The organism is Novosphingobium sp. ERN07 (genome assembly GCF_012641335.1).
GTDB lineage: Bacteria > Pseudomonadota > Alphaproteobacteria > Sphingomonadales > Sphingomonadaceae > Novosphingobium.
Map to the genome: position 1 here is coordinate 394707 of NZ_JABAID010000003.1, position 18423 is coordinate 413129.

The 18423-nt window shown below is 64.0% G+C and carries 21 protein-coding genes; 20 read left to right on the forward strand and 1 reads right to left on the reverse strand.

Translation table 11 applies throughout. The features are described from left to right. Nucleotide 1 precedes the first annotated feature (1 nt). Genes HGI47_RS07200 through HGI47_RS07295 form a run of 20 tightly spaced genes read left to right on the forward strand, consistent with a single transcriptional unit; the run spans nt 2 to nt 17955 of the window. Nucleotides 2–925, forward strand: coding sequence for a VOC family protein (locus HGI47_RS07200; RefSeq protein WP_168852116.1), 924 nt, complete (start codon nt 2–4; stop codon nt 923–925). Next, nucleotides 922–1818 carry a CoA transferase subunit A gene (locus tag HGI47_RS07205; protein ID WP_370521657.1) on the forward strand — a complete coding sequence of 299 codons (897 nt, stop codon included), beginning with the start codon at nt 922–924 and terminating at the stop codon, nt 1816–1818. The genes HGI47_RS07200 and HGI47_RS07205 overlap by 4 nt, the downstream gene beginning before the upstream one ends. Then, nucleotides 1818–2624: a CoA-transferase subunit beta gene (locus tag HGI47_RS07210; RefSeq protein WP_168852117.1), complete on the forward strand. Its 807-nt coding sequence runs from the start codon at nt 1818–1820 to the stop codon at nt 2622–2624. Before HGI47_RS07205 ends, HGI47_RS07210 begins: the two co-directional genes overlap by 1 nt. A gap of 13 nt (nt 2625–2637) precedes the next feature. Continuing rightward, nucleotides 2638–3537: an enoyl-CoA hydratase gene (locus HGI47_RS07215; RefSeq protein ID WP_168852118.1), complete on the forward strand. Its 900-nt coding sequence runs from the start codon at nt 2638–2640 to the stop codon at nt 3535–3537. Then, the gene (locus HGI47_RS07220) at nt 3537–4601 is read left to right on the forward strand and encodes a nitronate monooxygenase family protein (protein ID WP_168852119.1); all 1065 of its coding nucleotides are present in this window, start codon (nt 3537–3539) and stop codon (nt 4599–4601) included. Before HGI47_RS07215 ends, HGI47_RS07220 begins: the two co-directional genes overlap by 1 nt. Before the next feature lie 20 nt (nt 4602–4621). After that, complete coding sequence (locus tag HGI47_RS07225) at nt 4622–5377, forward strand: enoyl-CoA hydratase family protein (protein ID WP_168852120.1); 756 nt, start codon at nt 4622–4624, stop codon at nt 5375–5377. Continuing rightward, nucleotides 5377–6522: an acyl-CoA dehydrogenase gene (locus tag HGI47_RS07230; RefSeq protein ID WP_168852121.1), complete on the forward strand. Its 1146-nt coding sequence runs from the start codon at nt 5377–5379 to the stop codon at nt 6520–6522. The genes HGI47_RS07225 and HGI47_RS07230 overlap by 1 nt, the downstream gene beginning before the upstream one ends. A 12-nt stretch (nt 6523–6534) precedes the next feature. Further along, nucleotides 6535–7566, forward strand: a complete 1032-nt coding sequence (locus HGI47_RS07235; RefSeq protein ID WP_168852122.1) for an acyl-CoA dehydrogenase family protein — start codon at nt 6535–6537, stop codon at nt 7564–7566. After that, nucleotides 7559–8710: an acetyl-CoA C-acetyltransferase gene (locus HGI47_RS07240; RefSeq protein ID WP_168852123.1), complete on the forward strand. Its 1152-nt coding sequence runs from the start codon at nt 7559–7561 to the stop codon at nt 8708–8710. Before HGI47_RS07235 ends, HGI47_RS07240 begins: the two co-directional genes overlap by 8 nt. Nucleotides 8711–8714: 4 nt before the next feature. Further along, nucleotides 8715–9155, forward strand: coding sequence for a nuclear transport factor 2 family protein (locus tag HGI47_RS07245; RefSeq protein ID WP_168852124.1), 441 nt, complete (start codon nt 8715–8717; stop codon nt 9153–9155). 9 nt (nt 9156–9164) lie between these two features. Beyond that, nucleotides 9165–10082 carry an SDR family oxidoreductase gene (locus HGI47_RS07250; protein WP_168852125.1) on the forward strand — a complete coding sequence of 306 codons (918 nt, stop codon included), beginning with the start codon at nt 9165–9167 and terminating at the stop codon, nt 10080–10082. 28 nt (nt 10083–10110) lie between these two features. Further along, on the forward strand, nt 10111–11166 hold the full coding sequence (locus tag HGI47_RS07255; RefSeq protein ID WP_168852126.1) for an acyl-CoA dehydrogenase family protein: 1056 nt from the start codon (nt 10111–10113) through the stop codon (nt 11164–11166). Next, on the forward strand, nt 11163–12341 hold the full coding sequence (locus HGI47_RS07260) for an acyl-CoA dehydrogenase family protein (protein ID WP_168852127.1): 1179 nt from the start codon (nt 11163–11165) through the stop codon (nt 12339–12341). The genes HGI47_RS07255 and HGI47_RS07260 overlap by 4 nt, the downstream gene beginning before the upstream one ends. Beyond that, entirely contained in the window at nt 12338–13123 is a 786-nt protein-coding gene (locus HGI47_RS07265) for an SDR family oxidoreductase (protein WP_168852128.1), read from the forward strand. The genes HGI47_RS07260 and HGI47_RS07265 overlap by 4 nt, the downstream gene beginning before the upstream one ends. A 4-nt stretch (nt 13124–13127) precedes the next feature. Beyond that, the gene (locus HGI47_RS07270; RefSeq protein WP_168852129.1) at nt 13128–13586 is read left to right on the forward strand and encodes a MaoC family dehydratase; all 459 of its coding nucleotides are present in this window, start codon (nt 13128–13130) and stop codon (nt 13584–13586) included. Nucleotides 13587–13591: 5 nt separating this feature from the next. Next, nucleotides 13592–13969, forward strand: coding sequence for a steroid Delta-isomerase (locus HGI47_RS07275; protein WP_168852130.1), 378 nt, complete (start codon nt 13592–13594; stop codon nt 13967–13969). A 26-nt stretch (nt 13970–13995) separates the two neighbouring features. Then, on the forward strand, nt 13996–15198 hold the full coding sequence (locus HGI47_RS07280; RefSeq protein WP_168852131.1) for an acetyl-CoA C-acyltransferase: 1203 nt from the start codon (nt 13996–13998) through the stop codon (nt 15196–15198). A gap of 23 nt (nt 15199–15221) precedes the next feature. Continuing rightward, entirely contained in the window at nt 15222–16769 is a 1548-nt protein-coding gene (locus tag HGI47_RS07285; RefSeq protein WP_240950044.1) for a FadD3 family acyl-CoA ligase, read from the forward strand. Nucleotides 16770–16791: 22 nt separating this feature from the next. Beyond that, complete coding sequence (locus HGI47_RS07290; protein ID WP_168852132.1) at nt 16792–17559, forward strand: SDR family NAD(P)-dependent oxidoreductase; 768 nt, start codon at nt 16792–16794, stop codon at nt 17557–17559. Nucleotides 17560–17562: 3 nt separating this feature from the next. Continuing rightward, nucleotides 17563–17955 (forward strand): steroid Delta-isomerase, encoded by a 393-nt coding sequence (locus tag HGI47_RS07295; protein ID WP_168852133.1) that lies wholly within the window; start codon nt 17563–17565, stop codon nt 17953–17955. Here HGI47_RS07295 and HGI47_RS07300 read toward each other — a convergent pair. Further along, nucleotides 17952–18423, reverse strand: a 472-nt coding sequence (locus HGI47_RS07300; RefSeq protein WP_206066040.1) for an Lrp/AsnC family transcriptional regulator, incomplete at its 5' end; no start/stop codon positions are given. The two genes, HGI47_RS07295 and HGI47_RS07300, sit on opposite strands and share 4 nt — an antisense overlap.

The following is an 18423-nucleotide window of genomic DNA, read 5'->3' on the forward strand; positions in this document are numbered from 1 at the left end:
TATGGGTATCAAAGCGCTCGGCTATGTCGTCGTAGAGACGGAAAAAGCGGCGGAATGGGACCGCTTCCTGACCGAATTCGTCGGCGCGATGCACGCAGGTGATGCGGCGGATGGAACCGCGCTCTATCGCGTGGACGACCGCGTGTTTCGTCTGGCCATCAAGCCCGGCACGCGCGAATGGTTCGTCGCGGCGGGCTATGAAGTGGAAAGCCGCGCCGCGCTTGATGCGCTGGCGGAAAAGGTTGCGGCAGCAGGCCGCTCGGTGGAGTGGGCCAGCGCCGACGATGCGCGGGCGCGGGGTGCCGATGCGCTGTTCCGCACCAGCGATCCGGCGGGCAACGGGCTTGAGCTTTATTGCGGCGATGCGCGCACGGCGGAACCGTTCGTGTCCCCCATTGGCGTGCCGTGCTTCATCACCAGCGACATGGGCATGGGCCACGCGGTGTTTTCCGCGCCGAACTTTGACGAAACCATCGCGTTCCATTGCGACGTGCTGGGCTTCCGCCAGACCGATATGCCGCGCTTCGAACTGTTCGGCCCGGACGGTCCATCGATGGGCTTTGCCTTCCTTCACGCCGACAATGGCCGCCATCACTCCATCGCCTTTGGCGAAGGGCCGGTGCCGCCTTCGGGCGCGGTGCACATCATGCTGGAATACCCCACGCTGATCGAGGTGGGCAAGGCGCACGACCGGATGAAGCGCTTCGGATATCCTGAAAGCGCCACGCTGGGCCGCCATGTCAACGATCAGACCACCGGCTTTTATGTCCAGACGCCATCAGGCTTCGATCTTGAAGTGGGCTGCGACAGCCTGGTGATCGACCCGGCCACCTGGGAAACCACCCGGCACGAGGCGATCAGCACCTGGGGCCACGAATGGGCCTGGCAGAAAGCCCTTAAAGAACAACAAGGAGAACAGGCGTGAGCGCTGGAAGCGTGAAGCCCGACAAGCGGATGAGCGCTGCGGATATGGTCGCGCAGCTTTCCGATGGCATGACCATCGGGATCGGCGGATGGGGTCCACGGCGCAAGCCCATGGCGCTGGTGCGCGAGATCCTGCGTTCGGACCTGAAAGACCTGACCGTGGTGGCCTATGGCGGCGCGGACGTGGGTATGCTGTGCGCGGCGGGCAAGGTGAAGAAAGTGGTCTTTGCCTTCGTCAGCCTTGACGCGATCCCGCTGGAGCCGTGGTTCCGCAAGGCCCGCGAAAGCGGCACGCTGGAAGTGCTGGAACTGGATGAAGGTATGTTCCAGTGGGGCCTTAAGGCCGCCGCGTTCGGCCTGCCGTTCCTGCCCACCCGCGTCGGCCTCGGCACCGACCTTGCCGAACTGGGCGGGCTGAAGACCGTGCAATCGCCCTATGCCGATGGCGAAACGCTGGTCGCCATGCCCGCCTTGAAACTCGACGCCGCGCTGATCCACGTCAACCGCAGCGACTGGCGCGGCAACGTGCAGGTGTTCGGCCCGGACGTCTATTACGACGAATGGTTCGCCAAGGCGGCGGCCAAGACTTTTGTTTCGTGCGAAGAACTGGTCGACCGCATGGAGGACCATTACGCCGACAGCGCGCAGGACAACCTGTTCGAACGCTGCTTCGTCAGTGGCGTGGTCGAAATGCCCGGCGGCGCCCATCCCAGCTCGATGCCCCCGCACTATGGCTGGGATATGAAGGCGTTCAAGGCCTATGCCGACAGCGCGAAAGACCCCGGCGACTGGGATGCGGTGAAGGACCACTTCGTCGGCGCGAGTGAAGCCGAATACCTTGCAAACTTTGGCGGAAAGGAGGCGGTGGCGGCTCTCCCGCTCCCGATTTTCTGATGAGCGATACCATCACCAAGCCATCACTGGCCGAACTCTGCATCGTCGCCTGTTCCGAAGCGTTTCGGGGCAATGGCGAGATCGTGGCGACCGGGGTCGGCCCCGTGCCGCGCCTTGCCGCCAGCCTCGCCAAGCTGACTCACAGCCCCGAACTGATGATGACCGATGGCGAATGCTATCTGGTCGAACAGCCGGTGCCCATCGGCCCGCGCAAGTATGAAGACCGCAAGCCTGCCGGTTACCTGCCGTTCTCGCGCTTTTTCGACAGTGCGGTGTGGACTGGCCGCCGTCATGCGATGGTGACGCCGACGCAGCTTGACCGTTTTGGCCAGATCAACCTGTCCTACATGGGCGGCACGTATCAGAAGCCGAAGACGCAGATGCTGGGCGTGCGCGGTTTTCCGGGCAACACCATCTATCACGCCAATTCGTTCTTCTTCCCCGCACACGGCCCCCGCGTGTTCGTGCCAGGTGAGGTCGATATGATCTCAGGCGTGGGATACAACCCGGCCAAGCGTGTTGCGGGCGGCAACTATTCGGGCCTCGACCTGCGGGTGATCGTTACCAACCTGTGCGTGATGGACTTCAATGGTCCCGACAACGCCATTCGCGTGATTTCGCTGCACCCCGGCGTAACCTTTGACGAAGTGCAGGCCGCAACCGGCTTTGAACTGCACAAGGCCGATACCATCGCCACGACCGCACTGCCGGATGCAGAAGCGCTGGAGATCATCGCGCAGCTCGATCCGCACAACATCCGTGCCAGCGTGATCAACGACAACCCGCCCGCCGTGCGGGAAGCCTGAGGGAGGCAGGACAATGAACGACCTCGTCGAGCCGAAAAGCGTTGAAATAACGTATGAAACGGATGAACCCGTCCGTTACGCGGTGGAAGGCGCGGTGGCATGGATCACCATGAACCGCCCGCAGTTCAACAATGCCCAGAACGGGCAGATGACCTATGCGCTCGACGATGCGTTCAATCGCGCGGTGCAGGATGATGCGGTGCGTGCCATCGTGCTAGCGGGCGAGGGCAAGCACTTCTCCGCTGGGCACGATATCGGCACGCCGGGGCGCGATCTGCACCACGAGTTCGACAAGCGCCTGATGTTTCCGCCGCACACCAACAAACCGGGTGCTGAACTGCTCTACACGCGCGAGCAGGAACAGTACCTCGGCATGTGCCGCCGCTGGCGCGACATTTCCAAGCCGACCATCGCGATGGTGCAGGGCGCCTGCGTTGCGGGCGGGCTGATGCTGGCATGGGTTTGCGATCTGATCGTGGCGAGCGAGGATGCGTTCTTTCAGGATCCGGTCAATCCACTGATGGGCATTCCGGGCGTGGAATACTTCGCCCACGCCTTCGAACTGCCGCCGCGCGTGGCCAAGGAATTTCTGCTGCTGGGCGAACGCATGGGGGCCGCGCGTGCCTATGACTTCGGCATGGTCAACAAGGTCGTCCCCCGCGCCGAACTGCGCGATGCGGCGGCCACGTGGGCCAACAAGCTGGCGGGGCAGAACCGTCTTGGCAACTGGCTGACCAAGCAGGCGATCAACCACGTCGAGGAACTGCGCGGCAAGCGCACGGCGATGGATGCGGCCTATCACATGCACCACTTTGCCCATGCACAGAACGATCTGGTCACCGGCAATTCGATTGCAGGCGTCAGCGGCAAGTCGGCGGCCTCTGCCAACAAGCAGGGAGCGGGACAGGGCTGATGGCAGATGCGCTTCACACCGTACTGACCGAGCGGCTTGGCTGCAAGGCACCGATCATCCAGACCGCGATGGGCTGGGTGGCGGAGCCGAGCCTTGTCATCGGCAGCAGCAATGCCGGGGCCTTTGGTTTCCTTGGCGCGGCGGTGATGACGCCCGATGAATGCCGGGAAAAGATCCTTGCCGTGCGGCGGGGCACCGACCGGCCCTTTGGCGTGAACTTCCATTCGTTCCAGCCCGGCGCGGACAAGATTGTCGATCTGATCCTTGCCAACCGCGACCAGGTGCGCGCGGTCAGCTTCGGGCGCGGGCCGAACGCCAAGATGATCGGCCGGTTCAAGGACGCGGGCATACTGTGCATCCCCACCGTGGGCGCGGTTAAGCACGCGCAGAAGATGGTGGAACTGGGCGTCGACATGGTCAGCGTTCAGGGTGGTGAAGGCGGCGGGCATACCGGCTCGGTGCCAACGACGGTGCTGTTGCCGCAAGTGCTGGACGCGGTGAACGTGCCGGTCGTCGCCAGCGGCGGCTTTGCCGATGGTCGGGGCCTTGTGGCAGCGCTCAGTTATGGCGCGGTCGGCGTGGCTATGGGCACGCGCTTTTTGCTGACGCGCGAAAGCCCGGTGCCTGATAGCGCCAAGGCCGAATACCTGAAGGCGACGACCGACAAGATCATCGTCACCACCAAGCTCGACGGCATTCCGCAGCGGATGATCCGCACCCGGCTGATGGACCGGATCGAACGGTCAGGTTCGCTGGGCATGTGGCTGCGCGCGTTCGAAGCGGGCGCGGCGATGAAGCGGCAGACCGGCGCTTCGTGGCTGCACTTCATCAAGGCCGCGCGCGGGATGACCGGCCACGGCGATGTGCCGCTGAAACAGGCGATGATGGCCGCGACCATGCCCATGCTGATCCAGAAGGCCGTGGTCGACGGCGATATCGAAAACGGCGTGATGGCCACCGGCGTCGTCGGCGGGCGCATCGCTGAAATTCCGACCTGTGCCGAACTGGTAGACCGCATCATAGCCGAGGCGCGCGCCCGGCTCGCCGCGCTCTGCGCCGGCTGATCGAGAAGGATACGAACCCCATGCCCATCACGCTCACCGTCAAGGACCGCATCGCAGAGATCGTGTTCGACGTGCCGCCTGTGAACGCGTTCGACAGCGAAACGTGGATGTCGCTGCCCGCGATCATCAAGGAAGCAGCCGCCAATCCCGAAGCCAACGTGATCCTGATCCGCGCGGCGGAGGAATCGCGGGGCTTTTGTGGCGGGGTCGACATCAAAGAGATGCAGGCCCACCCGGAGCGTATCACCGTGCTCAACCGCGGCAACTTCCTGACGTTCAAAGCGATCCACGAGGCCGAGATTCCGGTCGTGGTCGCGGTGCATAAGTTCGTGATCGGCGGCGGCATCGGCATCTGCGGCGGGTCGGATGTGATCATCGCGGCGGACGATGCGTTCTTTTCGCTGCCCGAAGTGGATCGCGGCGCGATGGGCGGGGCCAGCCACATGTCGCGCATGTTGCCGCTGCACAAGGTGCGCGCCGCGTTCTTCACCGGCGGCAATATCCCGGCGCAGGAAGCCTACCGGCTTGGCGCGGTTGAGAAGGTGGTGCCCCGTGCGGACCTTGTGACCGAAGCGCACGCCTTCTGTTCGGTCATCGCATCCAAGAGCCGCAAGGCGCTGGTCATCGCCAAGGAGGCGCTGAACGGCCTTGAGGCGCGCGACGTGGACCGGGGTTACCGCTGGGAACAGGGGTTCACGCTGGAAATGTACATGCACGAAGACAGCCAGAAATCGCGCGATGCCTTTGTGGAAACCGGCAAGGCGGCGAAGTTCTGATGGACCTTACCTATACCCCCGAACAGCAGGCCTTCCGCGCCGAAGTGCGCGCATGGCTTGAAGCGCATGTTCCCGCGCAACCGCTGGAACACTATGACGCCACGCGCGAAGGTTTTGAAGCGCATCGCCAGTGGGAAGCCACGCTGAAGTCTGGCGACTGGGGCATGGTGACATGGCCCAAGGAATATGGCGGGCGCGGGCTGGACCTGATCCAGTGGCTGATCTTCGAGGAGGAATACTACCGTTCGGGCGCGCCGGGCCGCGTAAACCAGAACGGCATTTTCCTGCTTGGCCCCACGCTGATGGAGTTTGGCACGCACGAGCAGAAGCAGCGCTTCCTGCCGCCGATGGCCAGCGGTGAGGAAATCTGGGCGCAGGCATGGTCCGAACCGCAGGCTGGCAGCGATCTTGCGGGCGTTCGTGCCACTGCGGTTAAGGATGGTGACGAGTATGTGCTGAATGGGCACAAGATCTGGTCGAGCCGCGCCGCCTTTGCCGATTGGGCATTCGGCCTGTTCCGCGAACCGGGGAGCGAACGCCACAAGGGCATGAGCCTGATCTTCTTCCGGCTCGATCAGCCCGGCGTCACGCGCAACCCAATCCGCAAGATCAACGGCCATGTCGGCTTTGCCGAAATCTTCCTCGATAATGTGCGCGTGCCTGCCTTCAATCGTCTGGGCGATGAAGGGCAGGGGTGGCACATCTGCATGGCCACCGCCGGGTTCGAACGCGGTCTGATGCTGCGGTCCCCTGCGCGCTTTCAGGAAGCCGCCGCCGCTCTGGCCGCGCTGTGGCAGGAGCGTAAAGGACAGTGCGATCCGGCCATCGAGGCTGACGTGATCCGCGCGCACATGAACGCCGATGCCTATGCCCTGTCGATCTACCAGACCGCATCGCGCCTGATGGCGGGGGCGAAGATCGGGCCGGAGGCTTCGACCAACAAGATCTTCTGGTCGGAAATGGACATCCACCTGCACGAGACTGCGCTGGCGATCCTTGGTGCGGAAGCCGAACTCATTCCACCCACGGGTGAGCATGAATGGCTCGACGATTACATCTTCTCGCTCGCCGGGCCGATCTATGCCGGGTCGAACGAAATCCAGCGCAACATCATTGCCGAGCGTATGCTTGGCCTGCCGCGCTGAGGGAGGACGGACATGGATTTCACGCTCTCCGATGAACAGCAGATGTTCGCCGAAACTGCCCGCACCCTGCTGGGCGATACTTGCACGCCCGACCACTGGCGCAAGATGATGGAACAGGGCGTGGCGTTTGACGCTGCGCGCTGGGGCCAGATTGTCGAGAATGGCTTTACCCTGCTGCTCCTGCCCGAAGCGGCGGGCGGCATGGGCCTGACCGAACTGGACTTTGCGCTGATTGCGCGCGAGGCGGGCTATGTCGCGCTGCCCGAACCGCTGGCGGAAAGCGCGGGCGTTGGCGCGCCGATGCTGGCCGCGCTGGCGCCCGATCATCCGGCACTCGCCAATCCTGGCGCGATCATCGCGGTGACTCCGGCAATCAACCCAGTTGTCGCCAATGCCGAAATTGCCGCCGCGATCCTGATCGAGAAGGACGGCCATGCCTTCGTCACCACGCCCGACAAGGTGCGGCTGACGCCTGCCGAAACCATCGATCCCTTCCGCCGCCTGTTCCGCATCGAATGGGACGAAAGCCAAGCGCAAGACCTTGGACCTGCCGACTGGACGCTGGCGTTGGATCGCGCCAGCCTGTTCGCGGCAGCGCAAGGGCTTGGCCTTGCCCAGCGCTCGGTCGATCTGGCCGTCGCCTATGCACAAGAACGCACCCAGTTCGGCAAGCCGATTGGGTCGTATCAGGCGGTCAAGCACCACCTTGCCAGCGCGCAGGTGGCCATCGAATTTGCCCGGCCCGTGGTGCTGACAGCAGCAGCAGAGATTGCCAATGGCGATGTGCAATCGCGCGCTCGCGTGTCCGAAGCCAAGATCGTGGCACTGGAAGCCGCCGAAAAGGCCGCGCGCGCATCCATCCAGGTGCACGGCGCGATGGGCTATTCGTGGGAAGTGGACGTCCACCTGTTCCTCAAGCGCGCTCTGGCGCTGAAGCAGGCGTGGGGCACCCCGGCCTTCCACCGCAATCGTATCGCCACCCGTGTCTTCACCCAGCCCGTCGGGGCTGACAAGACCTTTGCCCGCGAGATGACCCATGCCTGAAGCCTATATCGTCGATGCTGTCCGGTCGCCTGTCGGGCGCAAGAAGGGCAGCCTTGCGCATCTGCACCCCGCCGATCTGGCCGCGCATCCCATCCGCGCGCTGATGGCGCGGCACGATTTCGATTCCGCACTGGTGGAAGACGTGGTTTGGGGCTGCACCGAAACCATCGGCGGGCAGGCGGGCGACATTGGCCGCACCGCATGGCTGGCGGCGGGCCTTGCCGAGGACGTTCCGGGCGTCACCATCGACCGCCAGTGCGGATCGGCCCAGCAGGCGGTGCACTTTGCCGCACAGGGCGTGATGAGCGGGACGCAGGACATTGTGGTGGCAGGCGGCAGTCAGGCGATGAACCGCATCCCGATCATGGCCGCGATGACGGCGGGCGCAGCCTATGGCTTCGAAAGCCCGTTCACCGGCGCAAAGGGTTGGGACGCGCGCTATGGCGACGAGGAAGTCAACCAGATCCGCTCGGCGGAAATGATTGCCGAAAAGTGGCAGATCAGCCGCGAGGAAATGGACGCCTTCGCCTTTGAAAGCCACCGCCGCGCGCAACACGCCACCGAAGCGGGCTGGTTCAGGAATGAAATCGTACCGCTGGAAGGGCTGGACCGCGATGAGACGATCCGCCCCGGCACCACGCTTGAAGGCTTGGCCTCGCTCAACCCCGTGCGCGAAGGCGGACGGGTGACGGCGGGCAACGCCAGCCAGAACTCCGACTGCGCCGCCGCGCTACTGATCGTCAGCGAACGCGCGATGAAAGAGCACAACCTCAAGCCCCGCGCACGCATTCACCACATGTCGGTCCGCGCCGACAACCCGGTGTGGATGCTGACCGGGCCGATCCCGGCCACGCGCTATGCCATGCAGAAATCGGGCATGAAACTGTCCGACATCGACCTGTTCGAATGCAACGAGGCGTTCGCATCCGTGCCGATGGCGTGGATGAAGGAATTGGGCATCCCGCATGAAAAGGTGAACGTTTCAGGCGGCGCGATTGCGCTGGGCCACCCCATCGGATCGACCGGGGCCAAGCTGATGACCACGCTGCTCAACGCGCTGGAACGCACCGGGGGCCGCTATGGCCTGCAAACCATGTGCGAAGGCGGCGGGCAGGCCAACGTCACCATCATCGAACGGCTGTGACGCGATGAGCGCCGCCACCGCCATAACCAATCTGCTCTATCGATACGCCGAACTGATGGATGCGGGCGAGCTTGAGCAGGTGGCTGCGCTGTTTGCCCACGCGCAGGTCACGCTGGGCGGCGGGCGCGTGGTCGAAGAGGCAGCGCCGATGCTGGCGCAGTGGCAGGCGTTCGTGCGCATCTATCCGTGTGGTACGCCGCGCACGCGCCATGTGATCACCAACCCCATCGTGGAGGTTGATGAGGTGGCGGGCACCGCAAGCTGCCGGTCTGTCTATACCGTGTTCCAGCAGACGCCCGACCTGCCGCTGCAGGCCATTGCATCGGGCCGCTATCACGACAGCTTTGCGCGCGTTGACGGAGCATGGCGCTTTGCCACGCGCGATTATTCGATGCTCGATTACACCGGCGATCTTTCGCAGCACCTGCTGCTTGCCGTCGGCTGACAACATTTCATGGAGGCTCCCTTGGGCATTTGCGAAAATCGCACCGTCATCATCACCGGCGCCGCTGGCGGGCTTGGCCGCGCCTATGCGCTGGCATTCGGTGCGGAAGGCGCGAACGTGGTGGTCAACGATATCGGCACGTCGCTGGGCGGTGACGGGCGCGATACCAGCGCCGCCGACGCAGTGGTGGCAGAGATTGTCGCAGCAGGCGGAAAGGCCATCGCCAATTACGAGGATATCACCGACTGGGACGCCGCTGGGCGCATCGTAGAGGCCGCGCTGGAAGCGTTTGGCGACCTGCACGTTGTGGTCAACAATGCCGGGATCGTGCGTGATCGCATGTTCGTTTCGGCCACGGTCGAAGAGTGGGATGCCACGATGCACGTCCACTTGCGCGGGCACTTCTGCCTCGCGCGGCACGCGGTGAACTATTGGCGGGCCAAGCAGAAGGACGGGCGCGATCCCGATGCGCGGATCATCAACACCTCTTCAGGCGCAGGACTTCAAGGCTCCATCGCGCAGGCTGCCTATTCCACCGCCAAGGGCGGCATCGCATCGCTAACGCTGGTGCAGGCGGCAGAACTGGGCCGCTATGGCATTACCGCCAACGCGCTGGCCCCATCGGCCCGCACGCGGATGACCGAGGGTGCCTTTGCCGACAAGATGAAGGCGGTGGACGATGGTTTCGACGTGATGGACCCGGCCAATGTGGCCCCCGCCGTGGTGTGGCTGGGCAGCAGCGCCAGCGCCCACGTTTCGGGCTGCGTGTTCGAACTGGAAGGCGGCAAGATCATGCTGGAAGACGGCTGGCGCGAAGGGCCTTTCGTAGATCAGCAGGCCCGCTGGGAACCGGGCGACGTGGGCGCGGCGGTGGACCGCTTGCTGGCCGAACGGGTGCCGCCGCGCAAGGTCTGGGGCACCGCCTGACACATCGCCTGAGAACCGGAGAGAACCAATGGAATTTGCATTCACCGAAGAACAGGCAATGATCGCGGAAACCGCCCGCGCCTTTTTTGCCGAAAACGCCACGAGCGAACGCACGAGGCTGGCGATGGCCGCCGACGGGATTGACCGTGATCTGTGGCAAAGCTTCTGCACCGAACTGGGCCTTGCCGGGATCGGCGTGCCTGAAGAGATGGGCGGCGTGGGCCTTGGCATGGTGGAATTCGCACTGATTGCCGAAGCGGCCGGCACGCAATTGGCGGCGCTGCCGCTACTGGGCAATGCCCGCGCGGCCCACGCGCTGGTGGCGGGCGGAACCGATGCGCAGCGCGCCCGCTGGCTGCCTGCACTGGTGGCCGGGGAAAGCATCGCGACAAGCGCTTGGTCGAATGACGCAGCGGCAGGTGAAGGCACGCTGAGCGGCACCTTCCGCTTTGCCCCCCACGGCGGCAGCGCCGATCTGCTGGTGCTGACGGCGGGAGAGAAGTGCTGGCTGGTGCAGGCCGGTGCGCCGGGCGTGACCGTGACTGCGCATGTGACGATGGACCAGACCCGACCGCTGGCCACGATCACGCTGGACAACGCGCCCGCCGAACCGTTCGCGGATCACACCGCCGCGTTCCATGCGCTGCATGTCACGGGCTGGCTGTGCCTTGCCGCCGAGGCGCTTGGCGGGGCGCAGGCCGCGCTGGATCGCACGGTGGCCTATTCGAAGGAGCGCGTGCAGTTCGGGCGGCAGATCGGATCGTTTCAGGCCTACAAGCACCGTCTGGCCGACATGATGATCGAGATCGAACAGGCGCGTTCGGCGGTTTACTGGGCGGCTTGCGCAGTGGACGAAGGCTGCGACGAAGCACAATTGGCGCTGCATTCGGCCAAGGCGTTCTGCGCCGATACGTTCCACATGTGCGCGGGCAATATGATCCAGCTTCACGGCGGCATCGGCTTTACGTGGGAGCATGACGCGCACCTGTTCTTCAAGCGTGCGCGGTCAATCTCATCGATGCTGGGCGACAGCCAGTGGCATCGCGAACAGATTGCCGGGATGGTGCTGGGAGTGGCCGCATGAAACTCGGCTTTTCGGCTAAGGATGAGGCGTTCCGCGCCGAATGCGCCGGCTGGCTGCAGGCGCAGATGGCCGGTCCCTTTGCCGATATCCGGGGCATTCCCAACCTGTGCGATGCCATTCCCCGGCGCAAGGAGTGGGAACAGCAGCTTGCCGCCCACAAGTGGTCGTGCATCGGCTGGCCCGCGCAATGGGGCGGGCGCGATGCCACGCTGGCGCAGCAAGTGATCTTTGCCGAAGAATATGCCCGCGCCGGTGCACCCAACCGCATCAATCACATCGGCGTGGAACTGGCTGGGCCAACGATCCTTGCCTTCGGGACCGAGGAGCAGAAAGCCCGCTATCTGCCCGGCATTGCGGCAGGCACGCATATCTGGTGTCAGGGCTTTTCCGAACCCAATGCCGGATCAGACCTTGCCAATGTGAAGACCAAGGCCCGGATCGAGGGTGATGAATGGGTGGTCAACGGCCAGAAGGTCTGGACCAGCCTTGCCCATTATTCCGACATGATCTTCGTGATCGCGCGCAGCGAGGAAGGTTCAGCCGGGCCGAAAGGCCTGTCGTTCCTGCTGATGGACATGGACCAACCGGGCATCGAAGTGCGCCCCATCGGCCAGATGAACGGTGAGGCCGAATTCAACGAGACGTTCCTGACCGACGCGCGTTGCGCCGCTGACGCCATGCTGGGCGCGCGGGGCGATGGGTGGAAGGTTGCGATGGCGCTGCTGGCGTTCGAACGCGGCGTGTCTACGCTGGGCCAGCAGATGCAGTTCCGCAACGAACTGGATCAGGTGATCGCAGCGGCAAAGGTCAGCGGCAAGGCCGGTGATCCGGTGATCCGCCAGCGTATTGCGAACGCCGAAATCGGCCTGCGCCTGATGCGTTATGGCGCGCTGCGGATGCTGTCGAACACCGATCTTTCAGCCATCGATGGCGCAGCGCTGACCTACAAGATCCAGTGGGCCACATGGCGGCGCAATCTGGGCGAACTGGCGATGGACGTGCTGGGGCAAGAGGCGGAACTTGCCGCTGGCGACCAGTATGTCTGGGGCGCGCTGCCCAACGTCTATCTCTTCAGCCGGTCCGACACGATTTACGGCGGCACCAACCAGATCCAGCGCAACCTGATCGCGGAACGCGGTCTGGGTCTACCGCGCGAACCACGAGGGCAAGCATGACCGTTCCCGTACCCGCCTATCCCACGCCGCTGGGTATGCTCAAAGGCAAGACCGTTGTGGTCACCGCTGCCGCTGGCACCGGCATCGGCTTTGCCGTGGCCAAGCGCGCCGCCGAAGAAGGTGCGCGCGTGCTGATCAGCGATTTTCACGAACGCCGTCTGGGCGAAGCGGCAGACCGCATCGCCGCCGAAGTGGGCTGCGAACGTCCTACCACGTTCGTCTGCGATGTGACGAGCGAAGAGGCGGTGCAGGGATTGCGTGATGCCGCTCTCGCTGCGCTGGGCAAAGTCGATGTGCTGATCAACAATGCGGGGTTGGGCGGCGAGGTGGATGTGGTGGACATGACCGACGACCAGTGGAGCCGCGTGCTTGACGTGACGCTGACCAGCCTGTTCCGCATGACCCGCGCGTTCCTGCCCGCGATGTACGCGCAAAAGTCGGGCGTGATGGTGAACAACGCATCCGTGCTGGGCTGGCGCGCACAAAAGGGGCAGGCCCACTATGCCGCCGCCAAGGCGGGCGTCATGGCCTTCACCCGCTGCGCCGCGCTGGAAGCGGCGGACCACGGCGTGCGCATCAATGCGGTTGCGCCCAGTCTTGCCATGCACCCGTTCCTTGCCAAAGTGACGACCGAGGAACGCCTTGCCGAACTGGTCAAGACCGAAGCCTATGGTCGCCCCGCCGAAGTGTGGGAAGTGGCCAACGTCATGCTGTTTCTGGCCAGCGACCTGTCATCCTACATGACTGGCGAGATCGTGCCGGTATCGAGCCAGAGGGCCTGAGGCGATGATCGCAATCTTCGAAAAGCCCGCCGACCTGATCGGCAAGGAAGGCACCAGGCTGGAGCCGACCGAGTGGCTGGCCATCGAGCAGGACCGGGTTGACGGCTTTGCGCAAGTGACCGGCGATCATCAGTGGATTCACGTCGATGTGGAACGCGCGAAGGCCGGGCCATTCGGCGGCACCATCGCGCACGGCTATCTGACGATGAGCCTCGTCAACTATTTCCTGCCGCAACTGATCGAAGTGCGCGGGTTCGCCCATGCGGTGAACGTGGGGGCGGACAGGCTGCGCTTCCTGTCACCGGTCAAGGTCGGCAGCCGCATTCGCGGCGCGGGCGAGATCGTGTCTGTCGAAGAGGTGAAAGGCGCGATCCAGTCTGTCGTGCGCGTGACCATCGAGATCGAGGGACAAGAAAAACCCGCCTGCGTGCTCGATACCATCAGCCGCTATTTCCCGGAGTGAATGCCATGCCCGATCCCAAAGTGATGGAAGCCGCCGTTCACGAATATGTCGCCGCGTTCGGTGCAAGTGCGCCCGAACGGGTCGTCGCGCTCTTTGCCGAAAACGCCACCGTGGAAGACCCGGTGGGCAGCCCGCTGCATGTTGGCCACGATGCGATCCGCGCGTTCTATACCGCATCGATGCAGACCGGTGCAAAGCTGAAGCTGGACGGGCCGGTGCGCATCTGCGGCCCTTATGCCGCCTTCGCCTTCAACGTGCATCTGCACTGGGACGGCACCGACAAGCGCGTGGACGTGATCGACACGTTCCGGTTCGACGATGCGGGCAAAGTCATCGAAATGCGGGCCTATTTCGGCCCCGCTAACATGCATGGATTTGCCTGAAATTTCAGGCCACGAGAGGATTTGACATGCGCGAAGCAGCCATCGTTTCAACCGCCCGCACCGGCGTGGGCAAGGCCTATCGCGGGGCCTTCAACGATACCGAAGCCCCGGTGCTGTCCGCGCATGTGGTCAACGCCGCGCTGGACCGCGCAGGCATCGATCCGGCGCGCGTGGATGACGTCTATCTGGGCGTGGGCAACCACTGGAACACGCAAAGCTATAATCTTGGCCGGTTGACCGTGCATGGATCGAACCTGCCCGATAGTACGGCGGGCTTCACGCTGGACCGCAAGTGTTCGTCGGGCCTCAATGCCATCGCGCTCGCCGCGCGGGGCATCATGTGCAACGAAATCGATGTGGCCGTGGCAGGCGGCATGGAAAGCATTTCGCTGACCATCAACAAGCACGCGCCGCAGTTCCGCAACCGGTCGGAATTCATCAAGGCGGCAGACCCTTACGCCTATATGGCGATGATCGAGACGGCGGAAATCGTGGCCGAACGCTATGGCGTGAGCCGCGAGGCGCAGGACCGCTTTGCCGCGCTCTCACAAGAACGCGCCTCTGCCGCGCAGGCCGCAGGCAAGTTCGATGACGAAATCGTGCCGATCACGGTTACGAAGGCGTTGTTCGACAAGGAAGGCAACGAAACCGGCAAGGAGGAAGTCACCCTTGCCAAGGACGAAGGCGTGCGCGCTGGCACCACCTATGAAGCGCTGGCAGGCCTCAAGCCGGTGTTCAAGAACGGTCAGGTGATTGCCGAAGGCCGCCATGTGACCGCAGGCAACGCCAGCCAGCTTTCCGATGGCGCATCGGCGCAAGTGCTGATGGACCTTGATACCGCGCGCGCTGAAGGCCGTCCGGTGCTGGGCATCTATCGCGGGTTTCAGGTGGCAGGTTGCGGCGCGGACGAAATGGGCATTGGTCCGGTCTTCGCCATTCCCAAGCTGCTCGACCGGGCAGGGCTGAACGTTGACGATATCGGCCTGTTCGAAATCAACGAAGCCTTCGCCAGCCAGGCCGTCTATTGCCAGCAGAAACTGGAGATCGATCCCGACAAGCTGAACGTCAACGGCGGCGGCATCGCCATCGGCCATCCGTTTGGCATGACCGGTTCGCGCCTTGTCGGCCACGCGCTGATCGAAGGAAAGCGGCGCGGGGTGAAATACGTGGTCGTTTCGATGTGCGTGGCGGGCGGCATGGGCGCTGCCGGCCTGTTCGAAGTCGCCTGAGCGGATAGAGAGGCTCCAGCAGCATGACCGAGGCGATGGGCAACTGGCCTGCCACGATTCCCGGCGCAGCAAAGGCGGCAGCGGAGCAATGGCCCGACGTGCCGGGGCTGATCGTCGGGGATCAGACTTGGACCTTTGCAGAACTGTGGGCCGATGCCCGCAGTTCGGCTTCGGCCATGCTGGCGAGCGACGTGGGGCACGGGGACCGCATTGCGATCTGGGCGCCCAACACGCGCGAATGGATTCTGGCCGCACTGGGCGCGCAGACGGTGGGCGCGACCATCGTGCCCATGAACACTCGCTTCAAAGGACACGAGGCGGCAGATATCCTGCGCCGCGCGGCGGTGAAGCTGCTGTTCGCCCCGGCAGACTTCCTCAATCAGGACTATGCCACGCTGATCGCGGACGAAGACCTGCCCGATCTTGCCGAAACCATCCATCTGGACCGCGATTTCGATGCTTTCATGGCGCGCGGGAAGGGGCCAGATGATCCGGCAGTGGATGCGGCTTTCGCGCAGGTCAGCCCCGATGACATCTGCGATATCATCTTCACTTCCGGCACCACCGGGCGGCCAAAGGGCGCGCTGACCGCGCATTGTCAGGCCACGCAGATCTTTGGCGATTGGGCGGTGCGCGTCGATCTGCGGCCCGGTGACCGCTACCTGATCGTCAATCCGTTCTTCCACACCTTCGGCTACAAGGCGGGCTGGTCTGCCTGCCTTGTGCGCGGGGCAACCATCGTGCCGATGGCGACGTTCGATGTGGGCGCGATGGTGCGCCAGATCGAAGAGAATCGCATCACCTTCATCCCCGGCCCGCCGACGATTTATCAATCGCTGCTGCAGGAACTTGCGGGCGACAAACCGCGCGACTTTTCGTCCTTGCGCGTGGCGGTAACGGGCGCGGCTCCGGTGCCGCCGGTTCTGGTAGAGCGGATGCGCGCGGAACTGGGCATGTCGAACATCGTCAATGGATACGGCATGACCGAATGCGGCTGCATCGCGATGACGCGGCAGGGCGATGATGCCGAAACCATCGCCAATACCTGCGGTTACCCGCTGCCCGGCACGCAAGTGCGCTGCGTGGGTGAGGATGGTCAGGACATGCCCACCGGCGAAGCGGGCGAACTCTGGGTGCGTGGCCACGGTGTGATGCGCGGCTATCTGGATGATCCCGCCGCTACCGCCGAAGCGATAGACGCCGATGGTTGGTTGCATACCGGCGATATCGGCACAATCGATGCCAAGGGCTATCTGAAGATCACCGACCGCAAGAAGGACATGTTCATCTGCGGCGGATTCAACGTCTATCCTGCTGAAATCGAAGCGATCCTTGCCAAGCATCCAGCGATTGCGCAGGCCACCGTCATCGGCGTTCCCGATGAACGCATGGGCGAACTGGGCAAGGCCTTCGTCGTGCTGCGCGCAGGGGCAGAGGCTCCAGGCGAGGCAGACCTCATTGCGTGGTCGCGCGATAATATGGCGAATTACAAGGTGCCCCGCACCTTTGCGATCCTGCCCGAACTGCCAAAGAACGCGGCGGGCAAAGTGCTGAAAACGGACCTGCGCTAACATACACATACAGGAGAGAGCGATGCAGCGTTTCAATGGAAAAGTGGTGCTGGTCACCGGCGCGGCATCGGGCATTGGCCGTGCGGCGGCAATCCGCTTTGCACAGGAAGGCGCGCGCGTGTTCTGCGCAGACCTCAACCTTGCGGGAGCCGAAGCGGTAGCGGCGGAGATCGGCAATGGCGCATCTGCGGTGCAGGTGGACGTGGCCGACTATGCCAGCAATCAGGCGATGGTCGCCAAAGTGATGGCAGAGGCAGGCGCGCTTGACGCCGCGTTCCTCAACGCAGGGCTTTATGGCGCGGCGGACGGGCTGGACACTGTGGACGAGGCACTGTTCGACCGGCTGATCGCCGTCAATCTGAAGGGCGCATTCAACGGGATCAAGGCGGTGCAACCGGTCATCGCGCAAGGCGGGGCCGTAGTAATTACGGCATCGGCAGCGGGCGTGGTCGGCCATCCCGGCAATCCCGCCTACAGCGCGGCAAAGCATGGCGTGGTGGGGTTGGTGAAGTCCTGCGTCGATGCCTTTGCGGCGCGCGGCGCGCGGATCAACGCGCTGTGTCCGGGCGGCGTAGAAACACCCCTGATCGGCGCGCCCGATGTGGCAATGGTGGACCCGCAATGTCTACCGCGCGTGCCGTTGCGCGGTATGGGCAGCGCGCAGCACGTGGCCGAAGTGGCGCTGTGGCTGTGCAGCCCCGCCGCCGCTTTCATCACCGGCCAAGCGCAGGTTCTCGACGCTGCTCTGCTGTCCACTTTCGCGCCAGTCATGCTTCCGGTCGGTCCCTGACGGATGAGCAGCGTTCCCACGCAGGCGGCAATGAAAGCCACGCTTCAGGCCTATGTGGACCAGATCAACGCGGGCGATGCCGCCGGCGTTACGGCCCTGTTCGCGCCCGATGCGATCATCGAAGACCCCATCGGATCGGAACCGCGCACAGGCAAAGCCATCGCACAATGGTTTGCAGATACCGTCGCCTACCAGACCCGCATTACCCCCGTTGCCCCACATCGCGGATCGCACGGAAACGAGGCGCTGCTGGTGTTCGACGTGGAGTTCACTCCGCCCGGCGGCAAGCGGCTGCGCATCCGTTCTGCCGATGCCTGCCGTTTCGACGCGACAGGCCGGATCACCAGCCTGCGCGCGTTCTGGGGACCGGAGGATATCGGTCCGGCAGGCGACTAATCGTCGTCGGCGACCTCAGCCGGTCTGGTGATCTTGGCCATGCGGGCGTTGTATTTCACGGTCTTTACCGCAATCGACGTTTCCACATGATGCACGCCATCGACCGCAAGAATCTTGTCCGACGCCAGTTCCACCAGCGCATCCAGATCATCGATCAGGCACATTGCGGTAATGTTGAATTGGCCCATCGTGATCAGCACGGCGTTGACGGTGGGGATGTCCGCAATCACCTGCGCCACTTCGCGCACGCGGTTCACCTCGGCCTGCACGTTGATGAAGGCAAGGCGGGCGCGCTGTTCGATCTGGAAGCCGGTGATCGCGGTGAAGGCGATCAAGCCGTCCTGCTGCAAACGCTTGATGCGCCCGCGGACGGTGCCTTCGGTCACGCCGAGTTCGGCAGCAATGCGCCGGTTGGAAACGCGCGCATCGCGGCCAAGCATGTCGACCAGTTGCGTGTCGAGCGTGTCG